Consider the following 17041-nt stretch of genomic DNA (forward strand, 5'->3'; position numbering starts at 1 on the left):
GCCGGTTTTGTTTGCAAAAGACCTCCGGCCCTGCCGCTGCGCAGAAAGGAAATGCCCATGCTTGCAGGAAGAAACCTCATCTCCCCGTCCGACTTCTCCCCCCGGGAGTTGGACGAGCTCTTTGCCCTGGCCGACGACATCGTCAAAGACCCGGCAGCCTACGCCCACGCCTGTGACGGCAAGCTGCTGGCCACCCTCTTTTTTGAGCCCAGCACCCGCACCCGCCTCAGCTTTGAGGCGGCCATGCTCCGCCTGGGCGGCCGTGTCTTTGGGGTGCAGAGCGCGGCGGCCTCCTCCACCTCCAAGGGGGAGACGGTGGCCGACACCGCCCGCATGGTCAGCTCCTATGCCGACGCGATCGCCATGCGGCACTTTTTAGAGGGGGCGCCCCGGGCGGCCACCCTTTACGCCGGCATTCCCGTCATCAACGCCGGGGACGGCGGGCACCAGCATCCCACCCAGACCCTCACCGACCTCTACACCATCCGCACCGCAAAAGGCCGACTGGACCACCTGACCATCGGCCTCTGCGGCGATTTGAAGTTTGGCAGAACAGTTCACTCCCTCATCGAGGCCATGTGCCGGTACGAAGGCGTCACCTTCTACTGCATCTCGCCTGAAGAACTGTCTTTGCCAAACTATATTATTGCCCAAATGGAGGCGGCGGGGGCGGCTTTCCACCAGGTGCGCACCATCGAGGAGTGCATCGGCCGGCTGGACGTCCTCTACATGACCCGGGTGCAGGGGGAGCGCTTTGCCGACCGGGCCGAGTACGAGCGGCTGCGCGACTGCTACATCCTCGACGCGGCCAAGATGGCCGGGGCGGGGGCCGACACCATCGTCCTGCACCCCCTGCCGCGGGTAAGCGAGATCGCCACCGAGGTGGACGCCGACCCCCGCGCCTGGTACTTCAAGCAGGCCCAGTACGGGATGTTCGCCCGGATGGCCCTTCTCTGCAAGGTGCTGGGGGTCACCGACGGCCACCCGGTCACCGGGGCCCGCAACCACCTGGAGCCCACCCGCACCCCGGCGGGGGACCACCCCGGCCACCGCTGTCAAAACCCCAAGTGCGTGGCCTGTGCCGAGCCCACCCAGCCCCCCCGCTTTGTGGAGGAGGGCGGCCGGCTGCGCTGCTGGTACTGCGACCAACTGGCCGATTGAGAGAGGAGAGACCGATGGACCTGCTGGTGAAAAACGGCGTCCTCTGCGACGCGAACGGGCGGCTGCGCGCCGACCTCTACATCCGCGGCGGCCTGATCGAGGCCGTCGGCCGGGAGCTGGCCGTCCCCGCCGGCTGCCCGGTGCTGGACGCGGGGGGAAAGACGGTGCTGCCCGCCTTTGTGGACCTGCACTGCCACTTCCGCGATCCGGGCTATACCCAGAAGGAGGACATCGCCACCGGCAGCCAGGCCGCCGCCGCCGGGGGATACACCGCCGTCAACTGCATGGCCAACACCGACCCGGTCTGCTCCTCCATGGAGGGGGTCCGCTACGCGGTGGAGCGGGCCCGGGCCGTGGGGCTGGTGGACCTGCACCAGTGCGTCAGCGTCACCGAGCACTTTGACGGCGAGACCACCGAGCACCTGAAGGCCCTCACCGACGAGGTGCGCTGCATCAGCGAGGACGGCCGGGGGGTCGCCCGCGCCGCGGTGATGGAGCGGGCCATGCGCATTGCCCGGGAAAAGGGGATGGCCGTCCTCTCCCACGCCGAGGAGATGGAGATCTCCCCCTACGACTACCGGCTGGCGGAGAACCTGGCCACCGTGCGGGATATCGCCCTCGCCGCCCACACCGGCGCCCACCTGCACCTGTGCCACGTCAGCACCCGGGAGGCCATGGCCGCCATCGCCGCCGCCAAGGGCGCCGGGGTCTGGGTGACCTGCGAGGTGGCCCCCCACCACCTCTATTTCAAAGACAGCGGCTACCGGGTCAACCCCCCCATCCGCCAGGGGGCCGATGTGGAGGCCCTCATCCAGGCCTGCCTGAAAGGGGAGGTGGACGCCATCGCCACCGACCACGCCCCCCACACCGAGGCGGACAAGGCCGCCGGGTCGCCGGGGATGGTGGGGCTGGAGACCGCCTTTTCGGTCTGCCACACCGTTCTCTGCCGGGAAAACGGGCTGCCGCTGGAGGCGCTCTCCCGGATGATGAGCCAAGCCCCCGCCCAGCTGTTGGGGATGAACAAGGGCCTGCTGCGCCCCGGTTTTGACGGGGACCTGGCCCTGGTGGACGAGGCGGCCCCCTACCGGGTCGAGGCGGCCAAGCTGCACAGCAAATCCAAAAACACCCCCTTTGACGGCAAGACCTTCACCGGCCGGGTGGAGTGCACCGTCAAGGCGGGAAGGGTCACCTACACCCGGGACGGGGAATGACAAATTGAAATAAATAGATAAAATACAACGGACTGTAAAACAAGGAGGAACCTGCTGTGAACATCTGTATTGCCGACAAACTGTACGAATCGGTGGCGGCCCGCGGCCCCATCTGCGTCGGGCTGGACACCGACATCTCCTACGTGCCCCAGTGGCTGGCCGCACAGTACCAGACCCCGGGGGAGGCGGTCTTTGCCTTCAACCGGCAGATCATCGACGCCACCGCCGATGTGGCGGGCTGCTTCAAGGTGCAGATCGCCTACTACGAGTCCCTGGGCCTTGACGGGCTGCGCGCCTACAAGGACACCCTGGCCTACCTGCGGGAGCGGGAGCTGGTCGCCATTGCCGACGTCAAGCGGGGCGACATCGCCAAGACCGCCGAGATGTACGCCAAGGCCCACTTCACCGGCGACTTTGAGGCCGACTTCGTCACCCTCAGCCCCTACATGGGGCTCGACAGCGTCACCCCCTACCTCCCCTATGTGGAGCAAAGCGGCAAGGGCCTCTTCATCCTGGTGCGCACCTCCAACCCCGGGCGGGAGGACTTTCAGTACCTGCAGAGCGAGGGGGAGCCCCTCTACGACATCGTCGGCAGAAAGGTGCAGGAGCTGGGCAAGCCCTACATCGGCACCTACGGCTACTCCCCGGTGGGGGCGGTCATCGGCGGCACCTCCTCCCTGGAGGCGGAAACCATCCGCGCCGCCCTGGACTCCACCTTCTTCCTGATCCCCGGCTACGGCGCCCAGGGCGGCAAGGCCGAGGACATCGCCCGCTATCTCTGCCGGGGCAACGGCGGGGTGGTCAACTCCTCCCGCGGGGTGCTGCTGGCCTACAAGAAGGACGGGGATGAGAGACAGTTCGCCGAGGCCTCCCGCAAAGAGGTCCTCCGCGCCAGAGAGGAGATCGCCAGTGCCTGCAGCGTATACGGTAAATAAGATCCTGCAAAACGACCGGGTGACCGAGACCGTCTACAAGATGAAGGTCGATTTGGGGGGCGCCCCCCAACCGGCCCCCGGCCAGTTCTACATGGTCCGCGGCTGGGAGGGGAACGACCCCCTCCTCTCCCGCCCCATCAGCGTGAACGACGCCGGCGAGGGGACGGTCACCTTCCTCTACGAGGTGCGGGGGCGGGGCACCCACCTCCTCTCCCAGCTGCCGGCGGGGGGACAGGTCTCCCTGCTGGGCCCCGCCGGCACCGGCTTCCCGGTGGGCGAGGTCAGCGGCCGGGTGGCAGTGGTCACCGGCGGCATCGGCCTGGCGCCCATGGTCTACACCGCCAAATCCCTGCAAAACTGCCAGGTGGATTTCTTCTGCGGCTTTCGCGACCAGAGCTATGAGCTGGAGAGCCTGCAGGGCGCGGTGCAGCGGGTGGCGGTGGCCACCGACAGCGGCCGCGAGGGGCAGAAGGGGTTTGTCACCGACCTCTTCTCGGTGGCCGACTACGACTGGGTGCTGACCTGCGGCCCCCAGGTGATGATGGAAAAATTGGGCCGGGCCTGCCTGGACGCCGGGGTCCGCTGCCTGCTCTCCCTGGAGCGGCACATGGCCTGCGGGGTGGGCGCCTGCCTGGGCTGCACCTGCAAGACCGCCCACGGGGCGAAGTGCGTCTGCAAAGAGGGCCCGGTCTTTCGGGCCGAGGAGGTGATCCTGTGAGCGATCTGCGAACCGACCTCTGCGGGGTGGAGCTGAAAAACCCGGTCATCGCCGCCTCGGGGACCTTTGGCTTTGGGCAGGAGTTCGCCCCCTTCTTCGACGTGGGCCGGCTGGGGGGCATCTCCTCCAAGGGGCTCACCATGGGGGGCAAGTACGGCAACGAGGGGCAGCGCATCTGCGAGACCCCCAGCGGGGTCATCAACTCCATCGGCCTGCAAAACCCCGGGGTCGAGGCCTTCCTCCGGGACGACCTCCCCTTCATGCGCCGCTGCGGGGCCGCGGTCATCGCCAACCTGGGCGGCAGTGACCTGCCAAGCTATCTGGACGGGGCCGCCCTCTTGAGCGAGGCGGACATCGACATCCTCGAGCTCAACATCTCCTGCCCCAACGTCAAGGCGGGGGGGATGGCCTTCGGCATCCAGTGCCAGTCGGCCCACCAGGTGGTGTCGGCGGTGCGCAAGGTCTGCAAAAAGCCGCTGATGGTCAAGCTCTCCCCCAACGCCGAGAACATCGTCGAGATGGCCCGGGCCTGCGAGGACGCCGGGGCCGACGCCCTGAGCCTGGTCAACACCTTCCAGGCCATGGCCATCGACGTGGAGCGGCGGCAGCCGGTCTTTGCCAACCTCTTTGCCGGCCTCTCCGGCCCGGCCATCCGCCCCATTGCCCTGCGGATGGTATATCAGGTCTGCGGGGCGGTCAAAATCCCGGTGGTGGGCCTGGGGGGGATCGCCTCCGCCAGCGACGCCCTGGAATTTCTGCTGGCCGGTGCCACCGCCGTGCAGGTGGGGACCGCCAACTTCGTCAAACCCGACATCTGCCTGGACATCATCGACGGCATCGACCGGTATCTGGAGCGCCACGGATTTGCCGCGGTGAGCGAGATCCGCGGCCTGGCCCGCACCGACCGGTAATATACAAATAAGAATACAAACACCGCTTTATACAGGGAGGCATCACATGCAACAGAATGAAACCAAGAGAGCCTGGCTGGTCCTGCAGGACGGCTCGGTCTACCCCGGCGTCTCCTTTGGGGCCGAGGGGACCACGGTGGGCGAGACGGTCTTCAACACCGGCATGACCGGCTATCAGGAGGTGCTCACCGACCCCTCCTACTACGGGCAGATCGTCACCCAGACCTACCCCCTCATCGGCAACTACGGCATCAACAACGACGACATGGAGTCGGGCCGCAGCTGGGTCAAGGGCTACATTGTCAGCGAGTGGTGCGAGACCCCCTCTAACTTCCGGGTGGCCATGGACCTGGACGCCTTTCTCAAATCGCAAAACGTCATCGCCATCGCCGGCATCGACACCCGGGCCCTCACCAAGAAACTGCGGGAGTCCGGGGTGATGAACGGGGCCATCACCACCGAGTACGACGAGTCGAAGAAGGGCGCCCTCCTCGAGCAGATCCGCGCCTACACCATCGCCGACGCGGTGGCCGCCGTCTCCTGCACCGCGCCCGCCTCCTTCCCCAAGGCCGAGGGGACCGAGGGGGACTACCACGTGGTCCTCTGCGATTACGGCTACAAGCGCAACATCGTCCGCTCTCTGCAAAACCGGGGTTGCCGCGTGACCGTGGTGCCCGGCCACACCTCGGCCGAGGAGATCTTGGCCCTGCGGCCCGACGGCATCATGCTCTCCAACGGCCCCGGCGACCCGGCGGAAAACACCGCCATCATCGCCGAGATCGCCAAGCTGCTGCCCTCTGGGGTGCCCATCTTCGGCATCTGCCTGGGCCACCAGCTCACCGCCCTGGCCACCGGCGCCGCCACCTGCAAGCTGAAATACGGCCACCGCGGCTCCAACCAGCCGGTCAAGGACCGGGATCTGGACCGCACCTTCATCACCTCCCAAAACCACGGCTACGCCGTGGAGGGGGACAGCTTTGACACCAACCTGGGGCGCATCAGCCACGTCAACGCCAACGACGGCACGGTGGAGGGCATTCGCTACGAGCGCTACAACTGCTTCACCGTGCAGTTCCACCCCGAGGCCAGCGCCGGGCCCAAGGACACCGCCTATCTCTTCGACGAATTCATTGACCGCATCAAAGACGCGAAAGGGGACAGATAAGCCATGCCAAAGAGAAGCGACATCAAGCGGGTTTTAGTCATCGGCTCCGGCCCCATCGTCATCGGCCAGGCGGCCGAGTTCGACTACGCCGGCACCCAGGCCTGCCGGGCCCTCAAGGAGGAGGGGCTGGAGGTGATCTTGGTCAACTCCAACCCGGCCACCATCATGACCGACAAGGCCATGGCCGACAAGATCTACATCGAGCCCCTGCGCCCCGAGATCATCAAGAAGATCATCCGCAAGGAGCGGCCCGACTCCATCCTCCCCACCCTGGGGGGGCAGACCGGGCTCAACCTGGCCATGGAGCTGGCCGAAGAGGGCTTTTTGGAGGAGGAGGGCGTCAAGCTGCTGGGCGCCAACCCCGAGACCATCAAAAAGGCCGAGGACCGACAGGCCTTTAAGGACACCATGCTCTCTATCGGCGAGCCCTGCATCCCCTCCCAGGTGGAGACCACCGTCGAGGGGTCCCTGGCCTTTGCCGCCGAGATCGGCTACCCGGTCATCGTCCGCCCCGCCTACACCCTGGGCGGCTCGGGCGGCGGCATTGCCCAGAACGAGGAGGAGCTACGGGAGATCGCCGGGAACGGCCTGCGCCTCTCCCCCATCACCCAGGTGCTCATCGAGAAGTGCATCTCCGGCTGGAAGGAGATCGAGTACGAGGTGGTGCGCGACGGCAAGGGCAACGTCATCACCGTCTGCAACATGGAGAACATCGACCCGGTGGGGGTCCACACCGGCGACAGCGTGGTGGTCGCCCCCTCCCAGACCCTGACCGACAAAGAGTACCAGATGCTGCGCTCCTCGGCCATCAACATCATCTCCACCCTGGGCATCGAGGGGGGCTGCAACGTCCAGTACGCCCTCTACCCCAACAGTTTTGAGTACGCGGTCATCGAGGTCAACCCCCGGGTCTCCCGCTCCTCCGCCCTGGCCTCCAAGGCCACCGGCTACCCCATCGCCAAGGTGGCGGCCAAGATCGCCATCGGCTACAGCCTGGACGAGATCCCCAACGCCGTCACCGGCAAGACCTGCGCCTGCTTTGAGCCCACCCTGGACTACTGCGTGGTCAAGTTCCCCCGCTGGCCCTTTGACAAGTTCGTCTACGCCGAAAAGACCCTGGGCACCCAGATGAAGGCCACCGGCGAGGTGATGGCCATCGCCCGCAGCTTTGAGCAGGCCATGATGAAGGCGGTGGTCTCCATCGAGTTGGGGATGGAGACCCTCACCCTCCCCCAGCTGGAGGAGCAGAGCGACGAGGAGATCGTCCGCCTCCTCTCGGTCACCGACGACGAGCGCCTCTTCGTGGTCTACGAGGCCATCAAGCGGGGGATCTCCTTCGACCAGATTTTTGAGATCACCAAGATCGACAAGTGGTTTTTGGCCAAGTTTGCAAACCTGGCCCGGATGGAGCTGGCCCTGAAGGCCGGCCAGCTGGACGCCGAGAGCTACCGCCGCGCCAAGAAGCTAGGCTTTTTGGACGCGACCATCGCCCGTCTCTCCGGCAAAGAGCTGCCGGAACAGTGGCTCCCCGGCTATCAGATGGTGGACACCTGCGCCGCCGAGTTCACCGCCGAGACCCCCTATTTCTACTCCTCCTACGGCGACGAGAACGAGGCCGCCGAACACATTGCCCGGGAGCAGAGCGGCAAGAAGAAGGTGGTGGTCTTCGGCTCGGGGCCCATCCGCATCGGCCAGGGGATCGAGTTTGACTACTGCTGCGTCCACTGCGCCTGGGCCCTGAAGGAGAAGGGGTACGAGGCCATCATCGCCAACAACAACCCCGAGACGGTCTCCACCGACTTCGACACCGGCGACCGTCTCTACTTCGACCCCCTCAACCCCGAGTACGTGAAGGCCCTGCTGCAGACCGAGAAGCCCGACGGGGTGGTGGTGCAGTTCGGCGGGCAGACCGCCATCAAGCTGACCAAATCCCTCAAGGAGATGGGGGTCCCCATCCTCGGCACCTCCCCCGACGCCATCGACGAGGCCGAGGACAGAGAGCGCTTTGACGCCCTGTTGGAGCGCTGCGGCATCCCCCGGCCCCAGGGGCACACCGTCTTCACCACCGAAGAGGCGGTGGCGGCCGCCGGGGAGCTGGGCTACCCGGTGCTGCTGCGCCCCTCCTACGTGCTGGGCGGGCAGAACATGATCATCGCCCACTCCGAGGCCGACGTGGTGGAGTACATGCGCATCATCACCGCCCACGAGCTGGAAAACCCGGTCCTCATCGACAAGTACCTCATGGGGACCGAGACCGAGGTGGACGCCATCTGCGACGGCAGGGACTACCTGATCCCCGGCATCATGCAGCACGTGGAGCGGGCGGGCGTCCACTCGGGCGACTCCATCTCGGTCTACCCCAGCCAGACCCTCTCCCCCTCCATCAAGGAGACCATCGTCGACTACACCGGCCGCCTGGCGCGGGAGCTCGGGGTGGTGGGGCTGATGAACATCCAGTACGTGGTGCACGAGGGGCAGGTCTATGTCATCGAGGTGAACCCCCGCTCCTCCCGCACCGTCCCCTACATCAGCAAGGTCACCGGGGTCCCCATGGTCGACCTGGCCACCCGCTGCATGCTGGGCGAGTCCCTGGCGGAGATGGGGTACGGCACCGGCCTCTTCCCCGAAAAGGACTTTGTGGCCGTCAAGGTGCCGGTCTTCAGCTTTGAAAAGCTGCACGACGTGGACACCCAGCTCGGCCCCGAGATGAAGTCCACCGGCGAGGTGCTGGGGGTGGCAAAGACCTACGAGGAGGCCCTTTTCAAGGGGCTCTGCTCCGCCGGCTACCAGTTCAAGCACCACGGCGGGGTGCTCATCACCGTGCGCGACCAGGACAAGCACGAGGTAGTGCCCATCGCCGACCGCTTCAGCCAGATGGGCTTTGACCTCTACGCCACCGGCGGCACCGCCCTGCGGCTGAACAAGAACATGGTCCCCACCACCGCCGTGAAGAAGATCGGCGAGGGCTCGCCCGACGTGCTGGACCTGCTGGAGAGCGGCAAAATCGACTACGTCATCTCCACCTCGGCCAAGGGGCGCACCCCCGAGCGCGACGGGGTGCGCATCCGCCGCAAGGCGGTAGAGCGGCAGATCCCCTGTCTCACCGCCATCGACACCGCCGACGTCCTCTCCAAGATGCTGGCCAGCGGCCGCACCGTCGAGGGCATCGAGGTGGTGGACATCACCAAAATCTAGCGGGTCTCCCGCAGAAATCAAAAACCAGCCGGGCAGAAGGAGTGATCCCTCCGCCCGGCTGGTTTTTTCCCTCTACTGCTCCGCTGGGGGCGAAGCGAGGGACAGGGGGGTCTCGGACTGGTTGCCCAGCCGGTCGGTGAGCACCAGCAGGTAGTCGCCGCTGGGCAGGGTCTGCTCCAACACCAGCTGTTCCCCCTTCGGCTGCAGGGGGTAGCGCGCCTCCCCCCGGCAGAGGTAGCAGCCCTCCGCGTCAAGCCCTGCCGGGTCCTCCTCCAGGGCCACCGACAAGCGCCCCTCCTGCAGGGCGGCGCTGCGGGGAACCGGCCCCTCCCGGTCGATGCAGCCCACCGTCACCGCCGCCGAGCAGACCGCCCTTTCACCGGCAAAGGCCGTGAGGGTGTAGCGCCCGTTCTCCCCCACCGGGAGGGTATAGCGTCTGCCTTCCGGCCCGACCATCCAGGCTCTCTCGCCCCCTGGGCCTTCGACCAACACCCCATCCACCGGCCCTCCGCGGATCACGGCCTCCAACATGGCAGTGCGCGCGGGTGTCTCTCCCGGCGCGACAGCGGTGAGGCCGGGCGCTGCCAGCAGCTGGGCGGCCAACAGGGTGACAGCGGCGGTCAGGGTGGCGCCGGCCCCCACCGCCCAGCCCGATATCCGCCCCTGGACAGGGGCGGGGGGGAGGGCTGCCCGGCTGCCCAGGGTGTGGGCGGCCGTCTGCAGCTGGCGGGGCAGGGCCAACCCCAGCGGCACCACCGCCAACTGGCCCAGCCCCCGGCGCAGCCGGGCCTTTGCCTGCCGCAGTTGGCGCTTGACGGTGGAGAGGGACATCCCCATCTCAGCGGCGATGTCGGCGAGCCGTTCCCCCAGGTAGTAGTGGCGGATGACGATCAGCCGCTGCTCCTCCGGCAGCCGCGCCAGCTCCTGCTGCAGGGCGAGGGCGGTCTCCCGCCGACCCAGCTCCTCCGTGCTGGCGCGCTGGGGCAACTGCTCCAGCGCCTCCTCTCCCACCGGGACCACCCGCCCCGCCTTTCGCTGCAGCCGCCGGCAGCACTGAAAGGTGCAGCGGTTGAGATAGGCCACCACCGCCTGCGGCTTTTCAATGTCCGGCAGGGCGTGGTGCAGGGCCAGGTAGCTCTCCTGCACTGCGTCCATGGCCAGGTGTTCGTCCCGCAACAGGGCGACCGCCTGAAAGTACTGCGCCTCCGCAGTGGCCCGGTAGAGCGCCTCAAAAGCCGCCCTGTCCCCCTCGGCGGCCTGGCGCGCCAGCTCCCCCAGAGAGCGGTGGTCTTGTTTGACCACTGGCATGATCCCCTTTCTCCCCCTCTTTTTTCGACAAAATCTGCTATTCAGTATACCACAAGGCGGGGTAAATGGCGCACTGGAAAAATTTTTTGCGAAGATTTTGAAAAAGTTGACCCCTTTTTCTCTATTTCGACCTTCTTATTGAGAATCGAGCTGCAAAAGAATGCAAGGGAGCGTGAAATAGAGATGAAACGGGAAAACAGAGGTTGGCGACAGGGGGCGCGCAGGGTGGCGGCCACGGCGCTGGCAGTCTGCCTTGCCACCTCCGCCCTCCCGACGACGGGGCTGGCGGAAGGGCCGGCAAAAGAGGCCAGCGATGTGCTGATACAGGGTTTTTACACCCATTTGCCCACCGCCACAATGGCGGCGAGATTTGAAGACCAGAAGGTGTCTGCGGGCACACCCTCGGGGTCATCGGGAAGCACGCTGATCCTGGGAGATGGAGATGTCGCAGCTGCCCTTGACTATAACTATGAGGGCAATTTTAGTGAGGACAAGAAACCCTGGGCGACGGGGGCCAACTGTAAGTTTAACGGCAAAGTCCCCCTGTCCGCGAGCTGGACTGTTGAGACTTCGTACAGTACGCCTCCCGAAGGGGGAGACAACGCAGCCACCTCTTTGGATGCCAACAACTTCTTTTACAAATTCCAGCAGGATAGCGGCAGAAATATCATGCCTGCCATCACCAGTGGTTGGGTTTACAATGCCAGCTCGAAGTCCTATATGAAGTGGCATCCCATGGGGATCGGCGAGTGGTATGCAGGAATAGGTCTTGCATCCTGGAAAAACAGTTATGCATTTGTTAAAGATGGGGCCAACGGCTGTTACGGCACTGGGAAGTACAGCAGTGTCAAGTGGATCCCTGCTGGAGACGGCGTTTTGACGGCGACATTTGGCGACCGAACGGTCTCCGCCAACAACGCCAGTGGCCAGAAGGCTGAGGAGGTCGATTTGCCTCCTATGAATTTAGAGACAGACAAGCGGGTGGAATTTTATATCAGCGGCTGGATGTGCAGCCGCAGTAGCAGGGCGGGCACCGTCATGCCCGGCAAAAAGATGAGTGTCGACCTCCTCTCCATCGGCTACGACCACTTTGCCCCCGAATTTGTAAAGGTGGAGTACCTCGACCCCAAGGACCAGACCCGGGTCATCACCGGCGGCATCGGCCGGGGACAGGAGGCGGTGGTCCGGGTCACCCTCAAAAACAGCGATTTGGCCGCCGCCGGCGAGACCATCCCCGCCTTCCTCTCCCTCGGCGACCAGGCGGGCTTTGTCAGCGAGGGGTTCGAGACCACCCAAATCAGCGGCACCAAGAAGATCGCCCTCAACTTTGTGGGCAACGACGAGGTCTCCACCACCTTTAAAATCAAGGTCACCGGCGACCCCGAGACCCAGTTCAAGCTGGGGCTCAAGGTGGAGGACGACCCCTTTGGCAGCTACCGGTCGGCGTATGTCCTGCACGACATCGGCCCCGACATGGTGAAGGGCGGCGTCTTCCCCGGCGATGTCAACTACACCCTCACCGGCACCGCGGGCAACAACAGCTGGTACACCAGCAATGTGGATTTGAACATCCAGACAAACGACTACGACCTGGCCTACTTCGACGGGGTTCTCGCCGACAGGATGGGCAAGACCTTCACCAAAGAGGGCAAGACCACCACCAGCTTCTACGCCCAACAGGACGGCAGCCGCTTCTCTTCCAAGTGGGGGACCACCGGCATCATGAGCGAGAGCTTGGGGATCGACAAAACCGCCCCCACCCTGGCCCTCACCGACCGCTCCACCCTGTCTCTGCGGGCGCAGGACGGGGTCTCGGGCGTCTGGAAGATCCAGGTCAAGCGCCCCGGCGCCACAAGTTGGGAGGACATGACCACCTACACCCTGACCCCGGGCGGGATCAAGCCGGGGGACACCGGCGCCTCCTCCCGCGACTACCAGGCGCTAAACGACTGCGATGCCCTGGGCACCTACCAGTTCCGGGCGGTGGACGCGGCCGGCAACGCCACGCCGGACGACAAGGTGCTCACCGTCACCCGCACCGACGTGGCCCCTGTCATCGTGGCCGACGACAGCCTCGTCTTTTACGGGGAGAAGCTGCCCAGCGGCTTTGTCCCGCGAACGGCCTTTGACATGATCGCGGGGGACGACGCCCCCATCACCCACCTCTCCACAAACGGCGTCAAGACCCCGGCTGTCCACAACGCCCTGCCCCAGTACACCGATTTGAGCGGGCGGCTGCAAGATCGGGTGCAGCTGCCGGACGACCAGATCAGCTGGAAGTTGGAGCGCCTGGGCCTCACCGCCTCCTCCTTCCCGGTGCAGCGCGGCAACCGTTCCACCCAGCCGGTGGCGGTGGAGCTGCCGGCGGGCAGCTACAAGCTGACCTTCTCCCTCAAGGGGGTGGACGACGACGGCAACGCCGCCCTGCCCAAGGAGTGTTTCCTCTACATCCTCCGCGGCGGCTCCCCCGACGTGGGCGGCCCCACCCCCTCGGGCGAGGGGGAACCGGGCTATCACCCCGACGTCCCCAACGACCAGCTGCCCGACGAGCAGCCGGACCCCTCCATTGACGACGAGGGGAAGATGCACCGGGACATCTACGACGAGATCACCGAGCTGATCACCACCCCGGCCGCCGGCGGCGGCAGCTACGGAAAGGCAGAGATGGAGGCCCTCTTTGCCCGCCGGTACCAGGTCACCTCCACCCTGCCCGCGCCGGACGACGCCTTGAGTTGGGGTGAGCTGACCATCTCCAAGGGCGAGGTGCCCACCGACACTATGGACACCGCCCGCCAGGGCACCTATCTGGTGGAGCGCACCGCCACCGACAAAGCGGGGAACACCACCACCATCCATCTGACCTATCACTTTGTCTACGACAGCGGCATCGAGCCGCCGGTGGTGACCCCTGGCGGCGAGGAGGGGAACGGGTTCCCCCCTCTCCCGGATGAGCTGCCCGACGGCACCCTCAAACCCGACGAGACAGACCCCAACCGCCTGCACCGGGACATCTACGACGAGGTAGTGGAGTATGTCCGCCCCAACCCCTCCTTTGGGGGACTGCTGACAGAGGAGAAGGCAGAGGCCTGGCTGGCACAGCGCTACCAGATCACCTCCTCCCTCCCCTGGCCCGCCGACGCCCTTTCCCGGGGGCCGGTCTCCATGAGCGGCGACCTGCGGGGCGGGTCCTTCCCCACCGGAGAGGTGGGCAGCTGTGTGATCGCCCAAACGGTGACCGATGAGGCGGGGAACACCACCACCATCCACCTGACCTACCGCATCATTGAGGCGGCGCAGCCGCCGGTGGTGATCGTGCCCGACCGCCCGGACGGCGGCTCGGGCGGCGGTTCCGGCGGTGGCTCAGGCGGCCAGGGGGAGAACGGCGGCGACAACTCTTCCGGCGGCGGCCAGGGGGAAAACGGCGGCGAGAATTCCTCCGGCGGCGATCAGGGCGAGAACGGGCGCCCCGCCCCGGACGGGTGGCCCGACACCGACTCCCCCGACGGCGGGGAAGGGGGGCTCTACCCCCTGCCGCCCACCGTTGAGACCGACGAGGAGGGGCTGCGGCACGCCCTCATCCGGGACAAAATCACCGTCCTCATCGGCCAGGAGCCGCCCTATGGCGGCAGTCTTGCCAGCGAAGAGGCCAGGGAGCTGATGGAGGGGCGCTATCAAATCGTCAGCGGCCTGCCGGCGCCCGACGATGGCCTCACCTATTTCCCGGTGGAGATGAGCGACCTCTCGGGCTGCCCCATCGCCGCCATCGACACCGCGCACCCGGGGGATTACCTCATCCGCTGGGGGGCGGCGGACGCCCAGGGGAACACCACCACCATCCTCCTCTGGTACCAACTGGTGGAAGAGGACGAGGGGGACACCCCTGCGCCCCCGCCCTCTCCCACCCCCGGCGAGGGGGAAGGGGGCGACGCCCCCGGCCCGGATGGCGGCGGGCAGACAGTCGACCTGGGAGAGACCACCCAGGCGGGCAGCGCCCCCTACACCGGGGAGCAGTTGCCCTTTGGCGGCGGTGCTCACGCCGGGCATGCGCCCGGCAGCTGCATCGTCCACTGGCTGGCCCTGCTGGGCGCCGCCATCACCGGCGTCTATGTTGCCCTGCGGCTGGTGTGGGAGCGCAGAGAAGAGGAGGAAGAACATGAAGTGGTGTGACCTGCTGTTTTTCTCCGCTGGGGCCGGCCTGGCCGCCGTCCTCTGGTGGATGCGGGGCTGCCCTCTGGACAGCCTGCTGATCCTGGCCCTCCTGGCGGCCCTGGCCGCCGGCGCCCTCGCCATTGCCCTGCGCGGGTGCAAAAAAGAGCGGGAGAGCGACCGCCCCTAGATTTGAGCGCCCCGCAAAAGCGAACCCCCTGTGCCGCAGATACAGCGGTGCAGGGGGTTCGTGTACTTGAAAGAAAGCGCTTTCGGCAAACGCTTGCGAAATCGTTTTCATCAAAGTGACGGGAATTTTCCTTTTTCTTTGGCCCTTTCGTGCATTTACTTTGTTGGAAGGGGACAGGTATACTGAACTTGTATTTCTTTTATGGGTCAAGAAACCAAAGGAGAAGAAAAAGGAGTGTGTAGCATGAACAAGAAGCCCAAGGTGTATATTGCCGGGCCAGAGTGCTTTTTCCCCAACAGCGAGGAGATTTTTGCCGCCAACAAGGCCATCTGCGAAGAGCTGGGGTTTGAGCCGTCGGTGGCGGCCGACTACGATTTCAGCAGCTGCAAGACCAAGCGGGACACCGCCAAGGTGATTTTTGAAAAGAACATCGAATCCATCAAAAACTGCGACTTGATCGTGGCCGATATGAACAATTTCCGCGGGTGGGAGCCCGATTCCGGCACCTCCTTTGAAATTGGCGCGGGCTATATCTGGGGCAAGAAGATCTATGTCTACCTGGACGACCTGCGCGGCTGCGGCGAGAAGTTCACCGAGGAGACCTACCTCGACGAGCAGGGCCGCCGCCGCGACAAGGACGGCCTCACCCTGGAGGGCGGCCCCCTGAACCTGATGATCTCCGGCCACGCCACCATAGTGGAGGGGACCTTCCGCGACGCCCTGCTCCGGGCCAAAGAGGACATGGAAAAGGAGGGCTGCTAGATGTTTATCGACAAAAATGGCGTTGTCCGCCGCCCGGTGGCCTACCTGGCCGGCCCCGACATGTTCTGGCCCAACGGGGATGAGATCGGCGCCCACTATGTGGAGTTGAGCCACAAGTACGGCATCGACGGCATCTTCCCCCCCGACCCCGCCCGGGAGGACGAGTTCAAAGAGTACGAGCCCAAGGACGACAGCTCGGAGGAGATGGAGAAGAAGATCTTCATCCACGACATCAACCACGTCCGCCGCTCGGACATGATCATCGCCAACCTCAACGACTTCCGCCGCGGGCAGGAGCCCGATTCCGGCACCTGTGTCGAGTGCGGGGCCGCCTACGCCCTGGGTCAGCGCTGCTACGCCTTCATCGACGACGCCCGCCCCATGATCGAGCGCTTCTCCGGCGCCAAGCACCAGAACGAAGAGGGCAAGTGGGTGGACGAGAACGGCTGCACCATCGAGGACTTCGACTCCCCCCTCAACCTGATGTTCGGGGTGCCCTTCACCATTGTCGAGGGCACTATGGAGGACGCCATGAAGCGCGCTCGGGCCGACTTTGACGCCGAGCTCATCGCCGCCGGCTACGAGCCCTTCCAGGTCGAGGAGTAATTGCACCGGGCCCTTCACTGGGCCCTCTGGAGGGGGCGGTCGACAGCCGGCCCCTTTCCCTCCCCGGCCGGCGCGGCTGCGCGCGACCGACCGGGAAAACCCCGAAAAAGGAGGCGTGTTTGCCTTGTTTATCGACAAAAACGGCGTTGTCCGCCGCCCGGTGGCCTACCTGGCCGGGCCGGACATGTTCTGGCCCAACGGGGATGAGATCGGCGCTCACTATGTGGAACTGAGCCACAAGTACGGCATCGATGGCATCTACCCCCCCAACCCCGCCCGGGACGACGAGTTCAAGGACTATGTCCCCAAGGACGACTCCCGCGAGGAGAAGGAGAAGCGCGGCTTCATCCACGACATCAACCACGTCCGCCGCTCGGACATGATCATCGCCAACCTCAACGACTTCCGCCGCGGACAGGAGCCCGATTCCGGCACCTGTGTCGAGTGCGGGGCCGCCTATGCCTTGGGCCAGCGCTGCTACGCCTTCATCGACGACGCCCGCCCCATGGTCGAGCGGTTCACCGGCGCCAAGCGCCAGAACGAAGAGGGCAAGTGGGTGGACGAGAACGGCTGCACCATCGAGGATTTCGACTACCCCCTCAACCTGATGTTCAGCGTGCCCTTCACCGTTGTCGAGGGCACCATGGAGGACGCCATGAAGCGCGCCCGGGCCGACTTTGACGCCGAGCTCATCGCCGCCGGCTACGAGCCCTTCCAGGTCGAGGAGTGACCG

At 65.6% G+C, this 17041-nt stretch carries 13 protein-coding genes and 1 pseudogene; 12 read left to right on the top strand and 2 right to left on the bottom strand.

What is annotated here, in order from left to right; all coding sequences use genetic code 11:
* Window positions 1-57 precede the first annotated feature (57 nt).
* The 7 genes and pseudogenes from pyrB to carB form a co-directional block, all read left to right on the top strand.
* Window positions 58-972: pseudogene (pyrB, locus tag KQI11_RS00520) on the top strand (aspartate carbamoyltransferase); the annotation flags it as partial.
* 209 nt (window positions 973-1181) lie between these two features.
* Window positions 1182-2372, top strand: a complete 1191-nt coding sequence (locus KQI11_RS00525) for a dihydroorotase (protein ID WP_216400900.1) — start codon at window positions 1182-1184, stop codon at window positions 2370-2372.
* A gap of 56 nt (window positions 2373-2428) precedes the next feature.
* Window positions 2429-3307: an orotidine-5'-phosphate decarboxylase gene (gene pyrF, locus KQI11_RS00530; RefSeq protein WP_502757121.1), complete on the top strand. Its 879-nt coding sequence runs from the start codon at window positions 2429-2431 to the stop codon at window positions 3305-3307.
* Entirely contained in the window at window positions 3282-4025 is a 744-nt protein-coding gene (locus KQI11_RS00535) for a dihydroorotate dehydrogenase electron transfer subunit (protein WP_216400692.1), read from the top strand. The genes pyrF and KQI11_RS00535 overlap by 26 nt, the downstream gene beginning before the upstream one ends.
* A gap of 5 nt (window positions 4026-4030) precedes the next feature.
* Window positions 4031-4936 (top strand): dihydroorotate dehydrogenase, encoded by a 906-nt coding sequence (locus KQI11_RS00540; protein WP_216400902.1) that lies wholly within the window; start codon window positions 4031-4033, stop codon window positions 4934-4936.
* Between the two features lie 46 nt (window positions 4937-4982).
* Window positions 4983-6101: a carbamoyl phosphate synthase small subunit gene (locus KQI11_RS00545; RefSeq protein ID WP_216400693.1), complete on the top strand. Its 1119-nt coding sequence runs from the start codon at window positions 4983-4985 to the stop codon at window positions 6099-6101.
* 3 nt (window positions 6102-6104) lie between these two features.
* Entirely contained in the window at window positions 6105-9296 is a 3192-nt protein-coding gene (gene carB / locus KQI11_RS00550; RefSeq protein ID WP_216400694.1) for a carbamoyl-phosphate synthase large subunit, read from the top strand.
* Between the two features lie 72 nt (window positions 9297-9368).
* Here carB and KQI11_RS00555 read toward each other — a convergent pair whose 3' ends face one another.
* Together KQI11_RS00555 and KQI11_RS00560 are read right to left on the bottom strand one after the other, a co-directional pair.
* Window positions 9369-10604: an RNA polymerase sigma factor gene (locus KQI11_RS00555; protein ID WP_216400695.1), complete on the bottom strand. Its 1236-nt coding sequence runs from the start codon at window positions 10602-10604 to the stop codon at window positions 9369-9371.
* Window positions 10605-10645: 41 nt separating this feature from the next.
* Window positions 10646-10864, bottom strand: a complete 219-nt coding sequence (locus tag KQI11_RS00560; RefSeq protein ID WP_185915423.1) for a hypothetical protein — start codon at window positions 10862-10864, stop codon at window positions 10646-10648.
* Between the two features lie 697 nt (window positions 10865-11561).
* Here KQI11_RS00560 and KQI11_RS00565 point away from each other — a divergent pair.
* From KQI11_RS00565 to KQI11_RS00585, 5 genes are all read left to right on the top strand, one after another.
* Window positions 11562-14771 (top strand): Ig-like domain repeat protein, encoded by a 3210-nt coding sequence (locus KQI11_RS00565; protein WP_216400696.1) that lies wholly within the window; start codon window positions 11562-11564, stop codon window positions 14769-14771.
* The gene (locus KQI11_RS00570) at window positions 14758-14940 is read left to right on the top strand and encodes a hypothetical protein (RefSeq protein ID WP_216400697.1); all 183 of its coding nucleotides are present in this window, start codon (window positions 14758-14760) and stop codon (window positions 14938-14940) included. Before KQI11_RS00565 ends, KQI11_RS00570 begins: the two co-directional genes overlap by 14 nt.
* 243 nt (window positions 14941-15183) lie before the next feature.
* The gene (locus KQI11_RS00575; protein ID WP_216400698.1) at window positions 15184-15702 is read left to right on the top strand and encodes a nucleoside 2-deoxyribosyltransferase; all 519 of its coding nucleotides are present in this window, start codon (window positions 15184-15186) and stop codon (window positions 15700-15702) included.
* Window positions 15703-16308, top strand: coding sequence for a nucleoside 2-deoxyribosyltransferase (locus tag KQI11_RS00580; RefSeq protein WP_216400699.1), 606 nt, complete (start codon window positions 15703-15705; stop codon window positions 16306-16308).
* Window positions 16309-16432: 124 nt separating this feature from the next.
* Window positions 16433-17038: a nucleoside 2-deoxyribosyltransferase gene (locus KQI11_RS00585; protein WP_216400700.1), complete on the top strand. Its 606-nt coding sequence runs from the start codon at window positions 16433-16435 to the stop codon at window positions 17036-17038.
* Window positions 17039-17041 lie beyond the last annotated feature (3 nt).

This window comes from Acetanaerobacterium sp. MSJ-12, assembly GCF_018917875.1.
Lineage (GTDB): Bacteria > Bacillota > Clostridia > Oscillospirales > Ruminococcaceae > Bittarella > Bittarella massiliensis.